General features: G+C 44.9%; 21 protein-coding genes and 1 pseudogene. 4 read left to right on the plus strand and 18 right to left on the minus strand.

Annotation, left to right across the window (positions count from 1 at the left end; translation table 11 throughout):
- The 5 genes from AC1DUA_RS18350 to AC1DUA_RS18370 form a co-directional block, all read right to left on the minus strand.
- Window positions 1-932, minus strand: a 932-nt coding sequence (locus tag AC1DUA_RS18350; RefSeq protein WP_477501139.1) for a cytochrome P450, incomplete at its 3' end; no start/stop codon positions are given.
- 72 nt (window positions 933-1,004) lie between these two features.
- On the minus strand, window positions 1,005-1,583 hold the full coding sequence (locus AC1DUA_RS18355; RefSeq protein ID WP_477501140.1) for a TetR/AcrR family transcriptional regulator: 579 nt from the start codon (window positions 1,581-1,583) through the stop codon (window positions 1,005-1,007).
- A gap of 191 nt (window positions 1,584-1,774) precedes the next feature.
- Window positions 1,775-3,133 carry a glycosyltransferase gene (locus AC1DUA_RS18360; RefSeq protein WP_477501141.1) on the minus strand — a complete coding sequence of 453 codons (1,359 nt, stop codon included), beginning with the start codon at window positions 3,131-3,133 and terminating at the stop codon, window positions 1,775-1,777.
- A 135-nt stretch (window positions 3,134-3,268) separates the two neighbouring features.
- A complete protein-coding gene (locus AC1DUA_RS18365) occupies window positions 3,269-4,348 on the minus strand; it encodes a polysaccharide pyruvyl transferase family protein (protein WP_477501142.1) in 1,080 nt (359 codons plus the stop codon).
- 33 nt (window positions 4,349-4,381) lie between these two features.
- The gene (locus tag AC1DUA_RS18370; RefSeq protein ID WP_477501143.1) at window positions 4,382-5,089 is read right to left on the minus strand and encodes a glycosyltransferase family 2 protein; all 708 of its coding nucleotides are present in this window, start codon (window positions 5,087-5,089) and stop codon (window positions 4,382-4,384) included.
- Window positions 5,090-5,310: 221 nt separating this feature from the next.
- Between AC1DUA_RS18370 and AC1DUA_RS18375 the strand changes: the two genes are divergently transcribed.
- The 4 genes from AC1DUA_RS18375 to AC1DUA_RS18390 all read left to right on the plus strand — a co-directional run bounded on the left by AC1DUA_RS18375 (window position 5,311) and on the right by AC1DUA_RS18390 (window position 7,644).
- The gene (locus AC1DUA_RS18375; protein ID WP_477501144.1) at window positions 5,311-5,823 is read left to right on the plus strand and encodes a hypothetical protein; all 513 of its coding nucleotides are present in this window, start codon (window positions 5,311-5,313) and stop codon (window positions 5,821-5,823) included.
- Window positions 5,824-5,962: 139 nt separating this feature from the next.
- Window positions 5,963-6,229 (plus strand): hypothetical protein, encoded by a 267-nt coding sequence (locus AC1DUA_RS18380; RefSeq protein ID WP_477501145.1) that lies wholly within the window; start codon window positions 5,963-5,965, stop codon window positions 6,227-6,229.
- The gene (locus AC1DUA_RS18385; RefSeq protein WP_477501146.1) at window positions 6,150-6,758 is read left to right on the plus strand and encodes a polysaccharide pyruvyl transferase family protein; all 609 of its coding nucleotides are present in this window, start codon (window positions 6,150-6,152) and stop codon (window positions 6,756-6,758) included. Before AC1DUA_RS18380 ends, AC1DUA_RS18385 begins: the two co-directional genes overlap by 80 nt.
- Complete coding sequence (locus tag AC1DUA_RS18390; RefSeq protein ID WP_477501147.1) at window positions 6,745-7,644, plus strand: glycosyltransferase family protein; 900 nt, start codon at window positions 6,745-6,747, stop codon at window positions 7,642-7,644. The genes AC1DUA_RS18385 and AC1DUA_RS18390 overlap by 14 nt, the downstream gene beginning before the upstream one ends.
- A 125-nt stretch (window positions 7,645-7,769) precedes the next feature.
- Here AC1DUA_RS18390 and pbfA read toward each other — a convergent pair whose 3' ends face one another.
- The 13 genes and pseudogenes from pbfA to AC1DUA_RS18455 all read right to left on the minus strand — a co-directional run.
- Complete coding sequence (gene pbfA / locus AC1DUA_RS18395) at window positions 7,770-9,134, minus strand: (R)-1-hydroxy-2-aminoethylphosphonate ammonia-lyase (RefSeq protein ID WP_477501148.1); 1,365 nt, start codon at window positions 9,132-9,134, stop codon at window positions 7,770-7,772.
- Between the two features lie 221 nt (window positions 9,135-9,355).
- The gene (locus AC1DUA_RS18400; protein ID WP_477501149.1) at window positions 9,356-9,673 is read right to left on the minus strand and encodes an NIPSNAP family protein; all 318 of its coding nucleotides are present in this window, start codon (window positions 9,671-9,673) and stop codon (window positions 9,356-9,358) included.
- Between the two features lie 75 nt (window positions 9,674-9,748).
- Window positions 9,749-10,702: an aldo/keto reductase gene (locus tag AC1DUA_RS18405; RefSeq protein WP_477501150.1), complete on the minus strand. Its 954-nt coding sequence runs from the start codon at window positions 10,700-10,702 to the stop codon at window positions 9,749-9,751.
- Between the two features lie 59 nt (window positions 10,703-10,761).
- Window positions 10,762-11,961 carry an MFS transporter gene (locus AC1DUA_RS18410; protein WP_477501151.1) on the minus strand — a complete coding sequence of 400 codons (1,200 nt, stop codon included), beginning with the start codon at window positions 11,959-11,961 and terminating at the stop codon, window positions 10,762-10,764.
- A 180-nt stretch (window positions 11,962-12,141) separates the two neighbouring features.
- Window positions 12,142-12,342 carry a cold-shock protein gene (locus AC1DUA_RS18415; RefSeq protein ID WP_477501152.1) on the minus strand — a complete coding sequence of 67 codons (201 nt, stop codon included), beginning with the start codon at window positions 12,340-12,342 and terminating at the stop codon, window positions 12,142-12,144.
- A 227-nt stretch (window positions 12,343-12,569) separates the two neighbouring features.
- Window positions 12,570-14,018, minus strand: coding sequence for an NAD-dependent malic enzyme (locus AC1DUA_RS18420; protein WP_477501154.1), 1,449 nt, complete (start codon window positions 14,016-14,018; stop codon window positions 12,570-12,572).
- Between the two features lie 21 nt (window positions 14,019-14,039).
- Window positions 14,040-15,921: pseudogene (locus tag AC1DUA_RS18425) on the minus strand (malate synthase G).
- Between the two features lie 17 nt (window positions 15,922-15,938).
- Complete coding sequence (locus AC1DUA_RS18430; protein WP_477501155.1) at window positions 15,939-16,715, minus strand: fumarylacetoacetate hydrolase family protein; 777 nt, start codon at window positions 16,713-16,715, stop codon at window positions 15,939-15,941.
- A 54-nt stretch (window positions 16,716-16,769) separates the two neighbouring features.
- Window positions 16,770-17,432, minus strand: a complete 663-nt coding sequence (locus AC1DUA_RS18435; protein ID WP_477501156.1) for an IclR family transcriptional regulator — start codon at window positions 17,430-17,432, stop codon at window positions 16,770-16,772.
- 188 nt (window positions 17,433-17,620) lie between these two features.
- Entirely contained in the window at window positions 17,621-18,496 is an 876-nt protein-coding gene (locus AC1DUA_RS18440; protein WP_477501158.1) for a carbohydrate ABC transporter permease, read from the minus strand.
- Window positions 18,497-18,508: 12 nt separating this feature from the next.
- Window positions 18,509-19,462, minus strand: a complete 954-nt coding sequence (locus AC1DUA_RS18445; protein WP_477501159.1) for an ABC transporter permease — start codon at window positions 19,460-19,462, stop codon at window positions 18,509-18,511.
- Window positions 19,463-19,480: 18 nt separating this feature from the next.
- Window positions 19,481-20,566: a mandelate racemase/muconate lactonizing enzyme family protein gene (locus tag AC1DUA_RS18450; protein ID WP_477501160.1), complete on the minus strand. Its 1,086-nt coding sequence runs from the start codon at window positions 20,564-20,566 to the stop codon at window positions 19,481-19,483.
- A gap of 33 nt (window positions 20,567-20,599) precedes the next feature.
- A partial coding sequence (locus AC1DUA_RS18455; RefSeq protein ID WP_477501161.1) for a helix-turn-helix domain-containing protein occupies window positions 20,600-22,678 on the minus strand: 2,079 nt, incomplete at its 5' end.

Below are 22,678 nucleotides of genomic sequence, written 5' to 3' on the forward strand. Positions count from 1 at the left end.
GGATTCCGGTGGATATCGAAGACCTCCGGATGCTCRAATAGGTCTTCGTCATGGTTGGCCGAGCCAATCCAAATATGAACCATTTGCCCGGGAGTTAGTGTTTGTCCGCGTAAAACTGTAGCCTTTTTGACCGTTCGGATCATCGTTTGAACAGGGGAACAATAACGAAGGACTTCCTCAAGAGCCTGTGGAACTAATAGCCGATTCTCTAGAAGCTGCTCTTTGGCATCAGCCTGACTATCGATCATAAATAATGCCGAGGAAATGAGATTGGTTGTCGTTTCATTGCCTGCAACAAGCAGCAGGATGCAGAAGCCGATTACTTCCAGGTCGCTTAATTGTTCACCATCTGCCTTCGCACGGACGAGGCGACTAATCAGATCATCCTGCGGTTCAAGCCGTCTCTGATTGGCTATTGCAGTAAAATAGATACTCATCTCTTGCTGGCATTGATAATATCGCTCGGTGTTATTTCCGACCAGCGCTTCCGACCAATCTTTGAAGCGCTTTCGATCTTCCAGAGGAACACCTAACATTTCGGCAATGACGATTATCGGTAATGGACTTGCAAAATGATGAAGCCCATCCATCTTACCATTCGCTTCCATTTGGTCACATAGCTCATTCGCTATCGCTTCAATCTTTGATGTCAGACCTTCAATAACCCGAGGAACAAAAGCCTGAGAAACGAGCATCCGCAATTGCCGATGTTTAGGCGGATCTTGTCTTAGAACACTCGACTCAATTGGATCTATCATCGTTTCGACGCCTTGCGAAGAAAAATGCTCATGATCGGAAAAAATCGTTTTGACGTCTTCGTATTTGAAAACGTCCCAGGAATTAGTCTCTTTTTTAAACCGTACGGGGGAGGAGGCACGCATTTCTTTAAAATAAGATAAAGGCAGCAATTCATTGGCTGTTCTCCAATCCATATGTTACACCATCGCTTCCATCTCATATGATTTATACTGACTGGTCAGTATAGTGACGACAAAAAAGGGCGGTTACTCACCGCTAGTCAAAAACAAACCCGATGTARTGATCGTATAAAAAAATTGTTCAATATGCTCACGAGATAATTCATTCTTATTGTTCAAGAAATAATTACTTGCGCTGTCGAGCATCCCAACGATCCCCGCCGCTGCCAACTTGCAGTTAACATCACGAAGTACGCCTTCCTGCTTTCCTTCTTCTAAGACGTCCGCAAGAAAATGAATATAGTCAATCCTTAGTTTCTTCAGTTCTTCCAACACTTCCTGATCGATGCCGTTGGATAGTTCATTGAAAACGATATGCGCTAAATGGCTTGATTCCAAAAATAGGTCGAGGTTATGCCTGATGATCCTTTTGATTTGCTCTTCCAAAGTAAGATTGGCTATAAGATCAGCCTGAACTTTATCAATAATCTGCTGAAAACCATCTTTAACAAGCGTCTTAAACAATTGAGCCTTACCTGGAAAGTGATAGTAAAGTGTTCCCTTGGCAACATTGGCTCTCAAGGCAATTTCATCCATACTTGCCCGATGGTACCCGTTTTCTGAAAATACTTCGACTGCTGTTTGGATAATTTTCTCTTTGCTCAAGAAGATCCGCCTCTCGTTAAATGAGTTAAAACTGACTGGTCAGTACAACGAAATTGTAACATGTTGGAAAAAGCTCTGTCAACTGTTCTTGAACGTGCTGATTGTCTATGCAACGACAAAAAAGCCACTCTTTTGGTGGCTTTTTATAAAGCAATTGCTGAATGCTGCTAGCTATTGGATTAGCATGCAACTTATCTATTTCCTATTTCCGCTCTAATGGCTGCTCGTTCTGTCGAAGGCAGCGTTTTTAGATGCTTCAAGTAAATATCGAAGAGCGCTGGAATCGTATCGTGGACATTAAATTTGTCCTCAACAAATTTCCGACCTACCCATCCAAGATCTTCCCGTTCACGCTCTTTGAGCTCCAATACCGCCTTAATGTCGGACTCGAACCCTTCAATCGTCCATGGCTTGCTCGGTCCGTGATCGCAAAACCAAGTATCCCATGCTTTCGCATACAGCTCCTTGCTCATAATGCCCATATAACCGGTAGCCCCTGCAACAATCGTCGGGCATTCACAAGCGAGCGCTTCTAACGCAGCACGCCCCGTCCCTATAAAACAATCGCTTGCGGAGTAATAAGCGCACATATGAAGAGACTCTCCCGCTAGTTGTATGAATTCGACACCAGCTTCTTCTTGAATGCGCGCCATTTCTGTTTGAACTAGCTCCTTATGATGTCCACCGCCGACAATAATCAGCTTGAGCTCCGGGTAATCACCTGCAATAAGTCTGCGGCAAGCTTCCATAATCGCAAGAGAAATATCCGCTTTCTCGAATGACAACCTTGCTGCGTAAGTGATAACCGGAGCGTTATTRGCGACTCCCCAGGATGCACGCACATAAGGTTTGGTCGACTTGTGGGCTGAGAACTCAGACACATCGATCCCATTTTGCAACAGGATGGAGGAGACCTGGTTAGCCTTTAACGTTTTAACAATCGATTGGCTTACAGCCAGCACGGTATCGCATTCTTTGACTAATGGAATTAACGATGCATCAACGAATCCATGTACGGTAAACACGACTGGAATATTCATTTCCTTCGCAGCCTGTACCGCGAAGATGCCAGACGGCCACTGATGAGCATGCAATATCGAAATATCTTCGTTACGGATAATAAGCTTCAAGTAATCAATGACTTCAGCCTTACTCTCCGTATTTTCTTTGAATTCATCGGTCACAAAATCGACGGTATACACTGGGCAGCCAAGCGCAGCAAAGGCATCTAACATTCTTCCTGTCTTAGCAGCAACGACCACATGCGCACCATTTCGCATTAGCTCACGCGCTAAGCCTAATGTGTGCGTCTCCGTTCCTCCCACGTTAAACTGGTCAATGACCAGAAGGACTCGCAGATGCTTCTGCATTCTGCGAATTTCTGAAGCAGGAAGCTGCACCATCTGTGGTTTGCCTTCAAACCGGACAACATCCTTCAGATGAATGGTGCCGCTTTTCTCATTCTTGATGACGATCACATTTTGATTCTGCGAAGTTGGTTTCTTCCTGGCTGGTTTGCGTAAGGAAGACACGACTTTCCTCTTCGGCAACGGCAAATTCCTCACTCCTTTCATGTGCGCTCGCACCGGGGCTGTTTGTCTTGTACTCCTATAATGTATGAGTGAGGAAGGTTCTTTGCATGGTTGCTTATAACGATTACTAAAATTTCCATAAAACCCATCTTTTCAGCTCCACGCGTGAAGGAAAGGAGATCTTAAACTTGTTTGATAAGAAGAAATGTTCGCTTTTAAGCGATACCTGTCGAGCTCCCAATTTGCTAAAATTTGAGAGGAGGTTTGTTCTAATTTTTCTGCAAGTTGCTCTTCGTCCGTCGAAATAACATAGGACGGCAATCCGATGGACTCGACGAAATCAAATGTTTTCATACGATAACCAAGCGCGATGAAGGGAACCTCTGCCGCAGATGACATCACATTGGCGTGTAGTTTGAAATTCACCGTGAAATCGCAGCGCTTCATAATTCTCATTAATGCTTGCGCCGTATAAACCTTCGGTGCAATCCGGACGGCTTCCGTATTGCCGATTTTATCCGCCAGGTGTGTCAACGCCTCTCTATCGGGGTTCCAAACGTAATATAAATACAATTTGTAACCCGCTTGTATCCACATCTTGCAAGCTTCCGCTAACTGATTCTCCACGACCTCTTCCTGGTTCCCATAAATCCGGTTGTAGGACGTCCCCCAGTTGATTCCCACAACCTTCTCAGTAGACGGCCACATTCTAGCATTGATAGGCGGCTCCTTGTCATCCGAATTTAGCAAGACTCCCGGATCTCCACTTACGATGAATCTATCGGCATCCACATCAAGGTACTCCAGCAACTTTTGTGTAAGAGGTCCCCGCACACCCGAAAATATGGCGTTTTTACATATATTCTTCAGCATTTTCCTATGTTCAGGTGTTGCTTGGTACTGAATCTTCCCCGTGTCTCCACTTAATAGGCTTAACATATCTTTTTTAGTTATCCAATCTACGCCACTTCCCCATRCAGCCACTTGCTTCCCTTGCTTCCAAGCATGATGCAAGACATCCACGTAACCTGGAATCAATAGGGAACCTCCGCCAAGCACCACGACATCATAATCAGCGACATCCTGTAAATTTACACCGGGCATCGATGGTACAACCGTTACAGATTGTTCGGACATCATGAGATTAGCGCTTTCACGAAAGACATCCCACATTAAATCGTCGCCGATATTGCCGAAACCGATCCAACCCACATAGAAAACTTTGCGCATCATAGTCTCCCTTCCTGACTCGATGTCAGATCATTGCTATTTTCGGAAAAACTCTCTTGAGCGTTGATTTTCATGTCTTCTGTAGAAATACAGCGGTGATTTCAGATTATCCACCTTCACATCTGCTGCTATACACCGTGCAATGAAATCGTAATCCTCGATTCCGACCCCCCGCCTAATCGGCCCTCCGATCTGATCGAACACGCCAGCACGGAATAATATCGTTCCATGGCAGACACAATGATTACCGTTCTTATAGGCAGCATTTATTTTGGAAACTCCATAATGGAGCCATTGCTCCCGTTTCCGGCTTTCGAAATGACCATCCTGGAAGTATTCATAAGAGGTTCCAATCATATCAAGGGATGGATGCTCACGCATTGATTCGACTTGCCTCATAATCCGAGTAGAATGTGATAGATCGTCTGAATCTTGCATGGCAATGAATTCGCCTTTCGCCAAATACATGCCCACATTCACCGCTCCCGCATAGCCTGTATTACGCGGAAGCCTTATGGCATAAAAGCGATCTTCAAATGAGAATGCATTTGCCGTTTTTTCTTTGATTTCCTTCCATCTATCAATCTTATTCCAAGTTAAGTCCGTTGAACCATCGTCCACAACGATGATCTCTATTTCCTTATAAGTTTGTTTATAAATACTATTCAGACAGGACTGCACATAAGCTTCCGAATTATAGCAAGGAACGATGATACTTACACGACCTGGTATCATTTCTCTCATCATTCATCCTCCGGCTTTCATCTCTATACTCCTAATAGATGCACCATAGAATGAAATGGAAAGGGTCAAATGACATATTGTGTATACCTATTATTGGTACTCTAGTTATATCTATCATCAGCTAACAAATATTTTAGTAGACTTAGACGAATGTTGGAAGACTTTGGTAATTACTTTGCATATGATATGGCATGTCTTAAAAAGGAGGAGGTGCAATTAAAATGTCTCTAAACTTAATCCAAAACTTTTCCTTTGAAACTGGCACTACCCCATGGCAAACTGCTGGTACGGCAGGTACAATAAATCCATTAACTGGCGCATTTGAAGGCAGCTTTGTCGGCACATTAGGTCCGCTTATCGCACTAGTTCCCGGCAATGCAGTAATGAGTCAAGCTTTTCCAGTAGCTGCTGAAGCCGTTAACCTGCGAGTGAGCTACGCGCTTCGTAGACTTCTGGCAGTAGCTCCCATTATAAACGGAAATATTCAAGTTCAAATCGTATGGCAACGAGGAGCAGATGGCGGCTATGCCGTGATTTCCAGCGAAGTATTAGAAAACATGCCAGGTACAGATGTCGATCTGTCGGTAGATTGGGAAACACATGTTGTTGTGACGGGTGCTAAACCTGCCCTAGCTGAGCAAGCCAGAATTCGCTTTATCCTGTTTACCTCAACATTAGAATTAGGCATTGCTGGCACTTATATCGATGAAGTCGTCGTTACTGCCGAGTCCTAAGAATTCGTAAATTAACAAATAGATGTCTATCAGGCTGTCGACCCCGTGTCGACAGCCTGATTTCTATGAATATATAACATATGTGCAAACAATGAATATGATGTAGCAGTAGCAACTTTCTCTGAACGGAGGACACATCTTGGCTAAACTATTATATCTAGGTGAAATTGGGTATCGAAATGCGGGAGACGAGGTTATGTGGGACATCYTCAAGCAGGAAGCCAGACGATTCATCTCGAATGAATTGGACGTTCTGGAAGCTTGCAGGCAAGAGTACGCGCATATCTCCGCCTACGATATCATCGTCCTTGGTGGCGGTTCCCTCCTTGCACCAAGCTATATTTCCTTACTTAGCAAATTTCGCTCCGCAAGAAGCCGTTGTTGGCATCAATTGGGGAACAGCTAATAATCAAATTTTTGGTGGCAAAGAAGATATCGTCGAAGATCAGCTTGCAGCAGCCGCTAAGTTGTTAATTCATAAAGGCTACTCTATTCTTTTATACAATGTATGGCCGGAAGATATCCCCGCCAGCAAACGTTTATTAGCCAAAATAAACAGACCTGGCAAAGTGAAGCTCGCTGATACCGTGTATCCTTATCAACTCATGGCCTTAATTCAGAAGTGCCGGTTTACCATTAATCTTAAGCTGCACGCCGCTATTTTCTCTGCCATCATGCAGGTGCCATTCATCTCGCTAGGCTATCGTTTCAAAATGTTTGACTTCGCAGCCTCGATCTCCATGCTGCCCTTTGTCATACCAACCGATAACCCTGCTGTAAACCTTGAAATCCTGCGTTTATCCCAGGACATTGAAAAGAACCATGCTAATCTGGTCATTAACATGAAGAAAGAGGTCAACAAATATGCAGGAAGGCTGTCCGCCGCCTTTTTTGTAAACACGTTAAGAGAGGAGCTGCGCAATGGGCACCCCTGAAATAGGTAAACCGCAACCCGCCATTTTGATGTGCTATGGAAAGACACCGTATACCCCAGGAAGATACTTGGAAGACGCTTTCCGCAGAATGGGCGTGCGGATCGTTCGCATGGAAGAAACCGTTGATTTTGCCGCGATAAATATGAGCTCCTATCTGGGTGTACTCTTTGTTGAAAGTCCCTCTCGCCCCAAAGTGGTTGTCAAAAACATACATCTCGTTACCATTCCGAAGCTGTTCTGGATTCATCACGGCGAAAATCGCCTTAAAGCGAATATAGAGATGTGCGGATGGTATAAGCCGGATCTACTGCTCATGGCTCATTCCCTGCATCTTGCGCATCAATTCCCGGCTCCGGTTCGTTTTTTCCCATTCGGTGTCGATCCACACATTTTTAACTCTACGCATTCATGGATAGAGCGGCCGATTGATATTTCTTTTGTCGGTGGACAAAGCGCCTTGTACAGCATGCGGGAGGCCAGGATGAAATACATGGAAGCCGAGCTTAAGGGCATACGAAATGTTTCGTTTAATAAAAAAGTCTTTTTGCATGAACTGAGCTCACTTTACGGTAATTCCAAAATCGTTTTTAATCATACAGCAGATACCATTAAAGCTTTCAATATGCGGATTTTTGAAGGAATGGGCTGTGGGGCTTTAGTTTTTACGGACTACGCGCCTGAACAGGAAATGGTGTTCCAGGACAGGACTCATCTGGTGTTGTATCAATCGAGGAATGATTTGATGAATAAAGTCAATTATTTCTTAAATAACCCGCAAGAAGCGCAGTCTATTGCAAATACAGCTCAAAACTATGTGCGTCAATTCCATACTTATGAGCATCGAGCAGAGCAAATCATGAATTGGATGAAAAAACTTAGTGTATAATCCCTTTCATCTATCCGTGCAATGGAAAACTACCATTTGGACATGCATGCCCTGCTCTCAGGATCAGGGATATGATCTACTAAAAATAAGAACCGGGACCCCGCTGGGTCTCGGTTCTTATTCACTTATGCGAGTTCGGCAATGCTCGTTTCCAGTATATCCAGAGCTTCATTTAGTTGATCTTCGGTAATAATCAAAGGGGGTGAAAGCGTAAGGACATTCCCTTTGGACACTTTGAAATTAAGCCCTCTTGCCAAGCAGTTATACATGACGCGCTCCGCCTCTTGCACGGCAGGTTCCTTACTCACACGATCAGTTACGAGCTCAACAGCAACAAGTAAACCGATTTGACGAATATCTCCGATAATAGGATACGTATCCATCATGCTTTTCAAACGTTTCGCCATGAGCTCCGCCAGATGATCGGCATGCTCCAGGAGATTCTCTTCCTCGATGACTCGGATGGTCGCCAGCCCTGCAGCAGCTCCTACCGRCGATTTCTCATGCGTGTAGTGCCCGATCGACATTTGCTGCGCTTTGTTCAGCTCTTCCTTCACCAGCAAAGCAGCCATTGGGAATACGCCGCCGCCTAAGCCTTTACCCAGCACCATCATATCGGGTTCGATCCCGTAATGCTGGTAAGCGAACATTCGCCCTGTTCGCCCAAACGCTGTTGCCGTCTCATCGACGATCAACAAAGCGCCATAACGATCGCAGAGTTCTCGAAGCTTCTGATAATAAGCGACAGGAGGAATTTGCACATCCGTGTTGCGAATGGTTTCAATGACTACGGCACCGATCTCTCCATCCTGTTCAAGCACATACTCAATAGGCTTCAAGCATAGGGAGTGCGCTTCATCCTGACAGCCAAACACACAGCGATAGGAGTTAAACGGGATCACATGCTCAGCGCCAGGAAGCAATGGACCTAAGCCACGGCGGAAAGCTCCCTCGCCGCCTACCGATATCGCATCTAACGATGCTCCGTGAAAGGCCCCCCACATCGATAATGTTTTGTATTTACCTGTAACAGCGCGTGCAAGCTTAAGCGCCATGCCGATAGCGGATGTTGCTCCTGGCGCGAAGAGAACTCTTTGCAGTGCTCCGTCTGTTAAAGCAACTAATTTATTAGCAAGCTCAATGGCAGGCAAATTGGTATATCTTCTCGTACAGAAGGATAGCTGGTCCAACTGCTGTTTAACGGCTTCAATAACAGCCGGATGGCCAAAACCAAGTTGATGTACGTTATTTCCATGGAAATCCATTATTTTGCGTCCTTGACTATCTTCTACATAAATCCCTTCACAGGAAGAGAGCACATTCAGACAAGGTGTAGACAACGTTTGGTGCAAAAAGACATCCTCGTCCTCTTGCAAACTAGCTCGTGCTGCTTCATCAATATGAGCTGTCCACCATTCGCTCCTTGCTTCTGTTAAATTAATATCGCCTTCCGTTTTCATGAATGCGAGATGCTGTTGTTTGGTTGGCATATGTTCACCTCAAGTTGGATTTGGTTGTTTCTATACGTACATCTTACACGGCGTTTGTAATCATAATGTTAAATACAAGTAATAATTGTGTGTTATATTTGTTTTATTTTGTTTTAATTGTGAAAATGAACAATAAAAAACCGCCTAGTTCTCCTCACGGGAGCCGGGCGGTACTCATCTGGATGGGATAGCACATAGGCTATTGCCCCATTCCTCTGAATCTATCCTTTATAATAGTCTGCTCTTTTCATAAAAACCTGTTCGACGAATTCAACAATTTTTCCGTCCTGCTCGGATAATCGTTTCACTTCGTTCCACTCCTTGTCCTGCGTGAAAGCTTCCCACTGTCTTGTCCGTTCTTCCATGCTTTCGTATTTCATCGTGTAATACAGCTTAGGCTGCTCCTGCAAATCCTCCCAGAAATCACACACCTGCATGCCGAGTCTGGCAAAAATACCAAGCGTATGATCGGAAAAGCGCTTTCGAATCGCATCCATTCTTCCAGGATACATTGTATAGATCCTTAATTCATAAATCATGGGTCATTCACCTCCGATCGCCTAACTTGCAAAATCATAGATCATCGTTCGGAAACAAAATTCTTTCGTTATCCTTCAAAACGGAGGTGCGTAGATAAAATCTTTGCTTATTTCATCGAGCGATTTCAGAACGTCCTCCGTAAGTTCAAGGTTAACCGCCTTCAAATTCTCATCGATTTGGTATTCACGGGTCGCTCCGGCAATAATGGTGCTGACCGCAGGTTGGTGCAGCAACCAAGCCAATGAGAGGGCCGTGGCTGATGTGCCGATTTCCGCAGCAATTCTGGCTGCCTGTTCACCCAGCTCCACTCGGGCGGAGTTCACACGCCGCGCAAAGTTAGGGTTCACGTCCAATTGGGATCCGCTCGGTACAGAGCCTCCTGCATATTTCCCAGTAAGAATGCCACCTGCCAGAGGAAAATAGGGAATGACTCCAATCCCCTGATCAACACAGAATGGCAGCAGCTCCCTTTCGACACCACGATCGGCCAGTGAATACCCAGGTTGAACCGAAGCATACTTGATCAGATGTTGACTCTCACTTATGGCCAAGGATTTCATCATTTGCCACGCAGCATAATTCGAGGCTCCCACGTACCTCACTTTGCCGGATGTCACCAGATCATCCAATGTGCGAAGAGTCTCGTCAAGCGGTGTCAGCGGATCAAAAATATGGATCTGGTACAGGTCAATATAATCCGTTCGCAAACGGCGCAAACTTGCTTCAATTTCCTTCAAAATATGCTGGCGCGAGGAACCTCTAGTATTTGGACCTTCTCCTAGCTTTATACCCACTTTGGTCGCCAAGAGCACTTCATGCCGGCGCCCTTCAAACGCTTCTCCGATGATCTCTTCGGATTTCGTGCCTGTATACACATTGGCAGTGTCAATGAACGTGATGCCACTATCAACAGCGTGATGCAGGACCCGAATCGATGTGCTTTTGTCTGCGCGTCCACCGAATGCATTGGTCCCCAAACCTAGCACCGAAACTTCCAATCCGCTTGTCCCTAAATTCCGATATCGCATAACAAATCCCTCCAGGTAATCGTTTTGACAAACTTTTATAGCAGGATATCTATAGGTCTCTATAATTGCTCGATTGCTATCGAATTCCTCATATTAGACCGTCTTTCCCTGTACAACACCATTCCGATGATTAGTAACGATAGCGCAACAAGAACGCTAGGTATGATGAATATTCTCGGCGTTATCCCCTGAATGAACAGAGGTAAGAAATACCCGATTAATGAAGCCGTCTGCGATATGAACACGTATAAGCTTGCCCCAAAACCTGTTCGGCTTAAGAACATCCGCTGCACATATCCCATAGCAACTCCGTAAAGAATCGAAACAAAGAACGAATATAAGGGCTGGACGACAAAGAAGACAGGAAGCGAGGTACTGCTTGTGTAAGTCAAATAAGTGGCGAGCGCGAAACAACCGCCGAGAAAAATAATCTTCTTACTACCGTACCGTGCCGCCAAATATCCGCCCATTGTCATGAAAAACAGCTCGAATACCGCCTGCGCGCTCCATATATAGGACATAATCTCCGGCTTGCCGAACAGCTTTAATACGACAAGCTGTAGATATAATCCTCGAATGGCATCGGCACAAGAGAGCATAAGCAGTGCAACTAGCATAATAAGGGAGAACGGTTCGCCTTTGACCACTTGCTTTACTCCCAGTTCCCCCGTTGATTCCTTGTACAACAGCAAGAGAACCACCAAACACACATAACCTGCCATATTGCCCCATAGCACACCTTTGAACGTTGCAATGAGGAAGATGTTCGCTCCAAGCAGCAGCCCCGCAAAAAATCCAATACTATAGGAGGCACGCAGCCATATTTGGGCCATCTCCACAATGTCACCGGCGTTACGGGCAAAATGATTTCTAGCCATGCCAAACAGCTGCCCCATAATCAATCCGGACGGTGCAACGGTTATCGTCATTCCAATGAGTGCACTCTGAAAACCAGTGGCATTCATATAGATGAACAACCCGATTATGCAAAGTAAGGCCGCAAATATCGGTAGTTGCTTCTTCTTTCTCAAACTGTCGCTGATCCAACCAACTGTAATCGTTATGGCGATATTACAGAACAGTGCTACCGCGAAAACAATAACAATTTGTACTTTAGAGAGCCCAATGCTGTCGTTAAGATATACCGCGTTCATAGGTGCCAAAATGCCTGTTCCAATACCGTACAGAAATAACATTGTAAGCAGCGTTCTCGCTCCGGGTATAGAAACAAACTTGCGAACGTCACGAATAATTTGCATAATCACCTCTATTTGCAATCCGTCATTAGTTCTAACATGTTCAATTATAGATAGTCATTCCTGTTATGAGAAGGAGTGAATAATTATAAAGTAAGTTACCTTATTGTTACTTTCAAGTAAGTAAAGATAATAAAAAGCTTGCTCTTGACCGATCGTCAAGAACAAGCTTGGATGTCCGTATTACAGTTTAACAACATTCTCTGCTTGAGGCCCACGTTGGCCTTTAACAACGTTGAATTCAACGCGTTGCCCTTCGTCCAAAGATTTAAATCCTTCTCCTTGAATGGCAGAGAAATGAACGAATACATCGTCGCCACTTTCCCTTTGAATAAACCCAAAACCTTTTTCCGCATTAAACCACTTAACAGTTCCTGTTTCCATTTGTTAGTAACCTCCAAAGTTTAAATGCCCAATTGCTGGTCTGGAAATCCTATATGAAGGAGCTTTAGCCCCGCTGCAGTTAAAGAGATATGGTGATGGTATCAAAGGCTTTTTTTGATACATAATTGATCATTTCTACTAGCACACAGTCCCTTATAATTGTCTTCCTAATCATTTCTTGTCCGCAATAAAAAAGGCCAACCGGATAAATCCCGGTCGACCTTCGCTCAGCTAATTGGTGTTAATCTTCGCTCTAATGGTTTCGAGCCTTTGAACTCAGGCGGTATTCGACGTGCAACTCCTGTCTGAATAGCAGCCTGCACAACTTGATCTCGAATTTCTTGTACGACCTTCTCATTAAAAATGGAAGGAATAATATATTGTTCATTTAACTCATCATCTGTAACCGTGAAAGCGATGGCTTTCGATGCAGCCAGTTTCATTTCTTCATTGATCTGACTCGCTCTGCAATCAAGTGCCCCTCGGAATATACCTGGAAAACAAAGTACATTATTAATTTGATTCGGAAAATCGCTTCGACCTGTGGCTATCACTCTGACATAGGGAGCAGCCGATTCGGGATCTATCTCAGGAGTTGGATTGGCCATTGCGAAAATGATCGGATCGCTAGCCATGCGATGAACCTCCTCCAGCTTTAACACGTTCGGTCCAGAAACACCTATGAAAACATCAGCACCATTCATAGCATCAGATAAGCTACCTTGCCTGTCTTCCTGATTGGTGTTCTGTGCTACCCAATCCCACAATGGATTCTCATAGGTGGTGTCACGAGTCAAAATGCCCTGACGATCGACAGCGAGGATTGTCTTAGCCCCTGCTCCCAAGAGCATTTTAATGATGGAGACTCCCGCTGCACCAATTCCCACAACAACAATCCGGATATCCTCGATTCTCTTCTTGGTCAACCTAAGGCTATTGATAAGTCCAGCTAAAACAACAACTGCTGTCCCGTGCTGGTCGTCATGAAACACAGGAATATCTAGCTCTTCCTTAAGGCGAGACTCAATCTCAAAACACCGCGGAGAGCTGATATCTTCTAAGTTGATCCCCCCAAAAGCCGGAGCAATATTCTTGATGGTGCGARTAATATCTTCCGTATCTTTGGTATTTAGACAGATCGGAACAGCATCCACACCTGCTAATTGCTTAAACAACATCGCCTTTCCTTCCATTACCGGCATAGCTGCTTCGGGGCCAATATCCCCCAAACCTAACACAGCTGTACCATCGGAGATCACGGCAACGGTGTTGCGTTTGATCGTCAAAGTAAATGCTTTATCCGGATTTTCATGAATCGCCATACATACTTTTGCCACACCTGGCGTATAAACCTTCGATAAATCATCCCGGTTTTTCACAGGAATTTTGGGCTGGATTTCAATCTTACCTCCTAAATGAACAAGGAAAGTTGGATCCGATATATGATGCAAAACAACACCTGGCAGCATTCTAATTTTATCCGCTATCAATTCCTCGGCTTGTTCTCCCAGGTTGACTGTAATATCCCTCGTTGTCGATTGTTTATCCGAACGAATTACGTCAATGGCTACGATATCTCCGCCGACAAGGCTAACGGCATTAGCCACTTCACCGAAGGTTGTTACCTTCTGATCCAATTCAATACGCAAGATGAGGCTGTTCGATGAGGATTTCAATATACTTCTCTCCCTCCGTAATTACCTATTCGAAGCTGGTACCATAGCCTTGAATTCCCTGCGTCTGCGATGCAGAATTGGCTCGGTGTAACCGCTAGGTTGTTCATATCCTTTGAAAACAAGCTCGCAGGCGGCTTGGAACGCTACTGAGTGATCAAGATTATCGGTCATAGGACGGTATGCAGGATCTCCCGAATTTTGCTCATCCACCACTTTGGCTAAACGCTGCATGGTTTTAAGAATTTGATCCTCTGTGCAAATCCCATGGTGAAGCCAGTTCGCCATGTGTTGGCTGGAAATACGCAAAGTGGCGCGATCTTCCATGAGTCCCACATTATTAATATCCGGAACTTTCGAGCAGCCAATCCCTTGCTCTACCCACCTGACAACATAACCTAGAATACCTTGCGCATTATTGTCTAACTCCTGCTGAATTTCCTCAGGACTCCATTGCGGTTTGGTCACCACTGGAATCTCTAGGATCTCACTCAGATAATCTTTTCTGTTCGCTTTTAATTGGTTCTGAATTTCTTTTACATCCATTTRATGATAATGAAGGATCCTTCACTTGGCGAATACAAGCCTTCAAGTTTAGTGAAGTACGGCGTTCTTCATCCATCACACCGATTTTGATCGTATTGCGCTCTAGCCCCAGCATATCTTCCGTACGATTAAACAGATCATTAGCAAAAGCTGCTTCCTCGGAGCCGTGCATTTTGGGCTTCACAATGTATATGGAGCCTTGAAGAGAATTTTGATAAGAACTATTTCTCAAAAGATCGTGCTTGCCAATGAGGCTAGTCACAACAGCATCCAAGATGCCTTCGGGAATTTCCTGTCCATTCTGGTCTAATACAGCATTAATCGTCATCAAATGTCCTACATTACGGACAAATAGAAGTGAACGCCCTGGCAGACTAAATTCTTCACCTGCAAGGGAAGTGTATATCCGGTCAGGATTCAGTGACCTTGTAATGAATTTATTTCCCTTGGGTACGGAAGCCGAGAGGTTCCCTTTCATTAATCCCAACCAATTCCTGTACACCAGTACTTTATCCTCAGCATCTACGGCTGCAACGGAATCTTCACAGTCCATAATGGTCGTTAGCGCCGCTTCCATGAGAATGTCTTTAACGCCAGCCAGATCATTCTGGCCAATCGGATGTTGGCGGTCAATTTGGATCTCAACATGTATCCCATTATTTTTCAGCAAGAAAGCGAAAGGATCTTCCGCCTGTCCTTGATAGCCAACAAACTGAGAAGCGTCCTTCAAACCTATCGTTTCCCCATCTGCTAAGGAGACGGACAATCCTCCATTCACGATTGAATAGCGAACAGCATCATGATGCGAGTAGTTGGACAAAGGTGCTGCCTGATCCAGGAAATCCTTGGCATACGCAATAACTTTATCACCACGAATCGGATTGTACGCAGCAGTACGCTCTGCACCTTCTTCTTCATCAATAACATCCGTTCCATACAAAGCATCGTAAAGGCTTCCCCAACGGGCATTCGCAGCATTTAGAGCATATCTGGCATTATTGACGGGAACGACTAACTGAGGGCCGGCTTGATAGGCAATTTCTTCGTCTACCCTTTGTGTAGTAATTTGAAAATCTTCTACATGCGGTTCCAAATAGCCAATTTCTTGTAAAAATAATTGATAGCTCTCGAAATCGAAGTTTTCTTTGTGTTCAATATGCCATTCATTAATCAGCTTCTGCAGCTCATCTCGTTTGGCTAATAAGGCTTTATTTTGAGGGGTCAGGTCATGAATCAGCGTATTAAAATCGGCCCAGAACTTGTCGCTTGTGAGTCCGCTGCCAGGGAGTACCTCTGAATTCATAAACTGATAAAGTACCTCAGCAACTTGTAGACTTCCTACGTTTACATATTCGCTCATATGGATGTCTCCTTTTATCAATTAGATGATGGTTTTTGAGCACGAACTGGATTTTGCAGATGGCCTATCCCTTCAATATAACAATCCACGATATCGCCATCTCGGACTAGATCCGCACCGGCAGGCGTTCCAGTCAGAATGACATCCCCTGGCATGAGGGTCATAAACCGGCTGATGTACGAGATCATGCTATCAATGGGCGTAATGATGCGTTCCATGAGAGCATCCTGCTTACCTATACCGTTCACTGTTGCTTGAATACGAGCTGTGTGATAATCGAAATCGGTTACAATCACTGGACCAAGTGGGCAAAATGTATCAAATGATTTGCCAATCGTCCAATGACCTTCCGGATGGAAATAATTAAAAGCACCAAAGTCATTGGTTACCGTGAAACCGAAGATCACATCGTCTACGTGCTCAGGGTCTATGTTTCTCGCTTCTTTCCCGATAATGACGGCAAGCTCCGATTCGAACTTGATCTCATCGGTTCCAAGGGGCAACAACACAGCGTCATCGGGTCCGACAACGGTGCTCAATGGCTTAAAGAACAGGATCGGCATGTCTGGAATGGCTGGCTTGGGTACCCCTTCGCCGACAAAATTTCTACCGATACCGATGATGTGTCTCGGCATAATAGGAGCTTTGAGCTGAACATTCTGCAAGGGGAATGTCTTCCCGGTAAGAATACGGGAGGTGAATAGGTCTCCTGTAAACTCATGAATGTCAGTGCCATCCATGATTCCACTGCGTATCTCTGATTCACCAGTAACGATAAAACGGGCTAATTTCATTGTAAAATCCGCCTTTCTTGTTCATTATTATGAACAACGTTCTATATTTTGTATTTAAATTGATCTTCCCATAGTTTCCCGAGTTCCCAGACGGCGAACCGGCGCAGCAACACAACAAAATCCCATTACGCCTTCTTGTATATCCAGGGAGTACCCCTCTTGACGTACTTTTTCTAACTCTTGCAAAAATGCCGCCCGGGAACCAATGGTATGAACGGTTATCTTGTGCAGCGATTCCTGTGGGAATACACGGCTGACTTGCTCTGCATCCATTTCGATCATGAGCGATTTACCAAGACCAGTTGCATGAGCCGGGATCCGAACGCCCGGCCCCGATACCATCTGTACCGGTGTCGGAGCTTCCACTTTTGTCAGATAGAGAACTTCGCTTCCATCCAGACGAGCCAGCTGCACGGATTCTTGCAGCTTGCGCATGACGGGCTCAGCCATTCGCCTAAACTCTTCAATCAGGTCGTACTGACGAAAATAAGCGCTGCCTAGATCACCAACCGTGCTTCCAAGAGCGAACGTTTCATTTCTATCCCGGTTAATCCACTGCAGCCGCTCCATCGTTTGAAGAAGAGAGTACAGCGTACTTTTGCTGATACCCAAGTGCTTGGACAAATCGGACAACTTCCATTTGTATGGTTCTTCAGTCAGTAAGGTAAGTACAGCATGTGCCCGATCTAGCGCAGGGACGGCATACTTTTGCTCCATTTTGTCACGTCCTTTATATGATAAACATCGTTCAATATATTGATCGCATTATCCCTAGATGCTACCATGCGTTCAATGGCTAGTCAATGTAGAAAACATAAAGTGCCCATTCATTCACCGGCTGCATGTGAGCTGGTGAATGAATGGGCACCTCGTTACATGTAAAATAGAGATTCATAAAAATCCAGTTAGCCTTTTACGGAACCTAACATAACTCCCTTGGCAAAATGTTTCTGCAAGAAAGGATATATGACTAGAATCGGCACCATGGCTAATACAATCGATGCCATACGAATCGTTTCCTGCGGCAGTACTCTATCGTCGCTGCCGACAGACCCTGCACCACTGGCATCGGAGTCGATAACCAACGACTTGACGAGCACCTGCAAGGTCCATTTCTTCGCATCGCTCAAATAAACCAAAGCATTGAAGTACGTATTCCAATACGAAACTGCAAAGAACAATACAAAAGCAGCAATGGCCGGCATGGATAAAGGAATGACAATACGCCAGAATACGCCGACATCCGAGCAACCGTCAATTCGAGCAGCATCTTCCAGCTCCGGCGGCAGTGAATCCAGAAATCCTTTGATCACAATTAAACTCCATGCATTCGTAAGCCCCGATAAGATTAAAGACCAATGCGAGTTTAACAGGTTCATATCCTTCATTAATAAATAGTTAGGCAAAATACCTGCATTGAACACCAAGGTAAAAATGACTCCGCCAAGCATTAATTTCCGGCCAGGTACATGTTTCTTGGTCATGACATACGCAAATGTAAATGAGATGATAATACTAAGCACAGTCCCTATTCCTGTCACGAATACGGTGCTTTTCAGAGCGTTAATGAAGCTATTCGTTGACAAAATATAATTGTACGCAGACAACGACCATTTTTCCGGAAAAAAATAAAATTGCAAAGGCACATAGACATCCGGATCGGTGAAGGAAACGCTGAATACATAAATAAATGGAAACACGCAGGCTATAGAAATGATTGCAAGCAGCGTGTAGTTAATATAATCGAAGATCGTCAGCTTCTTGGTTGTTACATAACTCATGGGTTCTCCTCCTTAATAAATCCCCTCTTGCCCAAGCTTCTTCACGACGTAGTTGGACAACATAACAAGGATCAAGCCCACAACGCCTTTGAACATGCCCACCGTCACACCGACGCTGATTTTGCCCCCGAGTATGCCAATGGTGTACGCATAAGTATCGAACACCTGGGAAACCGAGGTTACCAGCGGATTGTTCATCAATAAGATTTGTTCAAAACCGACATCTGCCATATGCCCTAGCCTCAAAATAAGCAAGATAATAATGGTCGGGCGAATCGCCGGAATCGTCACATGCCAAATCTGCTTCATTCTTGACGCCCCGTCTATGACAGCAGCTTCATATTGTTGGGGGTCAACGCCAGCCATTGCAGCTAAGAAAATAATCGTCCCCCAGCCAACTTCCTTCCACATGCTTTGAGCGGTAAGCAGTCCCCAGAATAAATTAGGATTGGACAAAAAGGATACCGTTTCGAAGCCCATATTCGAAATCAGTTTATTGATTAATCCTACATCCGTGGATAGCATAAAAAACGTCATACTAGCAACAACGACCCATGACAAGAAATGAGGTAAGTAAACGATCGACTGATTGATCCGTTTGAACGTTTCATGGCGGATTTCATTGAGCATCAAAGCCAGCAATATCGGAAGAGGGAACATAAAAATGATCCCAAAAATATTAATCGCAAACGTATTTCTCAACATGAGATAGAATATTTCACTCTTAAATAATTCAGTGAAATTGGTAAAACCAATCCATTCGCTCCCCCAGAGGCCTTTAAAAGGGTTATATTCCTTGAAGGCAATCAAGAGCCCCCACAAAGGCGCGAATTTAAATATAATAAAATATAGGATACCCGGCGCAGCCAAGGCATACATCCATTTACTTTGCACCATGGCGGCCCACAACCGCGAGCGATCATGTACGCGCGTACTTTTTACAATTGTCTGTACCTTTGTTTGCATGTGAAGCACCTCGCCCGTTTATTCGCTCACTTGATACTCGGCCTTTTCAAGCCATTCCGGCCGTACCGTGATGCCCCAGCCTGGTCCTTGCGGAACCTGCACCGCACCGCCCGAAACTTGCAACGGCTCTTCAAAAAGTCCATTCGTCCAAGCGTCATCTTCAATCGTATATTCCATATATTTCCCTGCGTTCGGAATGGCTGAGACCATATGCAGCGTAAATACGGTCAACATCGATAAATTCGCGGCATGCGGTGTACAGGTCATTCCCACTGCTTCGGCCATCCGAGCTACTTCAAGGGCACGACTCAAGCCTCCAACATAGCAAATATCCGGTTGAACGATATCGACTGCACGCATCTGGATCATCCGTTTGAACTGCACCAAATCCGTATCCTGTTCCCCACCGGTTACCGGAATATCCAGTGCATCAGCTACTTGCTTCGTCCACTCCAACTCCATGTATGGGCAAGGCTCTTCAAAGTGGCATACCCCGTACTCCGCAAGCATTTTACCTGTTTCAATCGCCTTCGCCGGCGTGAATCCACTGTTCGCATCGACATACAGCTGTGTGTTGTCACCAATCGCAGCTCTTACAGCGCGGACAACCTCTTCCGAACGGCCCGGATATACATCCACATCATTCGCGAAGTTATTGGCAATCCGAATTTTGAAAGCTTCGATCCCCTGCGTTTCCTTGAGACGCAATATCCGGTTAGCTTCCTCCTGCGGTGAAATGTTGCGCTTCATGCTGGAGCCGTATATGTTAACTTTGCCAGGCTGACCTCCGAGCAATTCGCTTACACTTTTGCCCATCCGTTTCCCCTTCAAATCCCATAAGGCCGTGTCCAGACCTCCGACAGCTCTACAAATGTAGGAACCTTGAAATTTATGTTCTTCTCTAACAACCTTTTCAGCCAATGCTTCGATTTGATCTGAATCCGCACCCAAAGCGTGTGGAGCTACTTGCTGGTGCAGCACAAGCGCAGAAATATTAGCATGATAAGGAGCAATCTGCCCATAACCTTGCAGTCCATCTTCCGAAGTGACGCGGACAATGGAAAGCTGGCGGGTCGTAAAAGTCTCGATACGCTTAATTTTCATCCTATTGTTCTCCCATCTTCATTGAAATTCTTCCTACCTATACTGAGAGCGAAATTGCCCCGGTGTCATCTGGACATGTCGTTGGAATATTCGGATGAAGTTGCGCTCGGAATATCCGATCGCTGTGGCAACTTCACTGATGCTTCGATCCGTATCTTTCAGCAAACGTGTGGCCTGATCAATCTTCGTTTCCACCACATACTCAAGAAAGTTCTTTCCGACCATCTTCTTAAATAACCGACTCAGATAAGATGGGCTTACGCCTACTCTTTCGGCACAATGCACCAAGGACAAATCATTTCCGTAATTGTTATTGATATACTGACACACCCATTGAATCGCCGATTCACCGGATGCTTCTCTATCATTTTTCGTTAACCATAGATATACCGGGAATAACGATTCTTCGAACCAATCGTTCATTTCCTTCGATGTCTGCTTGTTTCTTAGCTGACCAAAAAAATTATGTTCCATAATGTCGACTACATTCGCACCCTGCTTTTCAAGCGACACGATAAAAGAAGATAAGAAAATATGATAGCTTTGATAAATAAACACATAGGATTGTGAATGACGCAATATTTCCGTAAATTTCTCGAAATGCTGATTCGCTGAGGGTAGATCCTCCTGCTCAAGGGCATGAAGAATCGCCTCTTGCAGCTCAACAGGGTACCGAAGCAATGACTGCGTTTTCTCATGCTCGAAATCATCGATAAATAATAGCGGTTCCGCATCCCGGAATATCCGGTATTGCAAAGCATGATTCGCTTCCTTATAGGAGACTGGAACATCCGCAATGTAAGGATAGAAACGTCCGATACAGACGTTAACTTCGAACGATAAATACTTATGGAAAGCCTCAATCATCGCATATGCGTAGTTCGAGGTCAGTTCCTTCATGGTATGCTGCTCCATTTCGGGCTTGAATTGCAGAATGGCAACGCCTCTGCCCTGATAGGGGATCACGTAGCCTTCAAGACCATGGTGACTCAGCAGCTCCTGCATGACATTGGCCAAAGAGAAGGCAACAATTCCTTTCTCCTCTGGCAGAAATCGTTTCTCTTTATAAATATGGTCCGCATCGACAACGAGCACGACGCTTGTAAATTCAATGCCAATCCCATACGTTTGGCAATCCTGAAGCAGCGTCTGATTAGCCGTGTAATCACCGCTCAGCAGCTTGAAGAGAAACTTCTCGCGCAAGGACGGCTCCATGTTTTGCACATAACTTTCCAATTTCTCCGTCTCTTTACTTAAATAATCAAGTGACTCTTTGATGATATCCAGCTCGTCTTCTTTCGGCTCGACGCCATGGCCACGCAGAGAACGGCTGTGATTAATCAGTTGTCCGATTGGCGTGTATGCCCTCTTGGAGGTAATATACGTCAGAAGAATGCCGACAACCACAAATACAAGGACAATGAGCACCGTCATCTCACGAATCCAGCTCAATTGATCGGTAATCACCTGCTCCGGAGTCACGGATACGTAAGTTCTGGCAAATACATTTTTCACGTAGTGATATTGGGTGGGTTTACCATCAATGCCTTCCGCTACGAATCTGCCCGAGTTCTGGTCCGATGCCTTAATCATCGCAATGCCTTGTAATCTGGCGGTTTCATCGGCCTGGTTCACCTTAGGATTACGCTCTATCCCGAAGGGTTCATTCAGCTTCACGATCATTAAATCCTGATCACCGGTTAAAATGACCGTGTCTGTTTCCATGAATGTGCTCAGCTTGGAGGCTTCAATTTCAAAACCGAGCACTCCCTTGGGTCCTTCTGTACCAATCAATGGCAGCTGCCTGTAAAAGGTGATATATCCTTCCTTGCCTTTCAGCTGTGTCCACTGTGTAGGACGTTTGATTGTGAGCAGTTCGTTAATATTTTCTTTATATTTGTAGTATTCTTTCGCAATGGAGCCGTATTCATTTGAAATGACTTCCTTGTTCGTGCTGTTATATAAATAAATTTCGCTGATGAAGCTATTGAAATTCTTGACCAATGCAATTTTTTTCAAAATATCAAGTTTCAAAATACCGCTTTCATCATCTGGTCCAGTAAGCTCCTGCTGAATGAAAGGATCATTGGCTAATTGGAGTGACTCTTGCTC

The sequence above is a fragment of the Paenibacillus sp. 01T422 genome (assembly GCF_056398785.1).

Bases quoted from the DNA above. Each gene is read 5' to 3' on its own strand.
- AC1DUA_RS18435 (WP_477501156.1), bottom strand. From the start codon at position 17,432: ATGGAGCAAAAGTATGCCGTCCCTGCGCTAGATCGGGCACATGCTGTA.
- AC1DUA_RS18445 (WP_477501159.1), bottom strand. From the start codon at position 19,462: ATGCAAACAAAGGTACAGACAATTGTAAAAAGTACGCGCGTACATGAT.
- AC1DUA_RS18390 (WP_477501147.1), top strand. From the start codon at position 6,745: ATGGGCACCCCTGAAATAGGTAAACCGCAACCCGCCATTTTGATGTGC.
- AC1DUA_RS18430 (WP_477501155.1), bottom strand. From the start codon at position 16,715: ATGAAATTAGCCCGTTTTATCGTTACTGGTGAATCAGAGATACGCAGT.
- AC1DUA_RS18375 (WP_477501144.1), top strand. From the start codon at position 5,311: ATGTCTCTAAACTTAATCCAAAACTTTTCCTTTGAAACTGGCACTACC.
- AC1DUA_RS18410 (WP_477501151.1), bottom strand. From the start codon at position 11,961: ATGCAAATTATTCGTGACGTTCGCAAGTTTGTTTCTATACCCGGAGCG.
- AC1DUA_RS18405 (WP_477501150.1), bottom strand. From the start codon at position 10,702: ATGCGATATCGGAATTTAGGGACAAGCGGATTGGAAGTTTCGGTGCTA.
- AC1DUA_RS18440 (WP_477501158.1), bottom strand. From the start codon at position 18,496: ATGAGTTATGTAACAACCAAGAAGCTGACGATCTTCGATTATATTAAC.
- AC1DUA_RS18415 (WP_477501152.1), bottom strand. From the start codon at position 12,342: ATGGAAACAGGAACTGTTAAGTGGTTTAATGCGGAAAAAGGTTTTGGG.
- AC1DUA_RS18400 (WP_477501149.1), bottom strand. From the start codon at position 9,673: ATGATTTATGAATTAAGGATCTATACAATGTATCCTGGAAGAATGGAT.
- AC1DUA_RS18450 (WP_477501160.1), bottom strand. From the start codon at position 20,566: ATGAAAATTAAGCGTATCGAGACTTTTACGACCCGCCAGCTTTCCATT.
- AC1DUA_RS18370 (WP_477501143.1), bottom strand. From the start codon at position 5,089: ATGAGAGAAATGATACCAGGTCGTGTAAGTATCATCGTTCCTTGCTAT.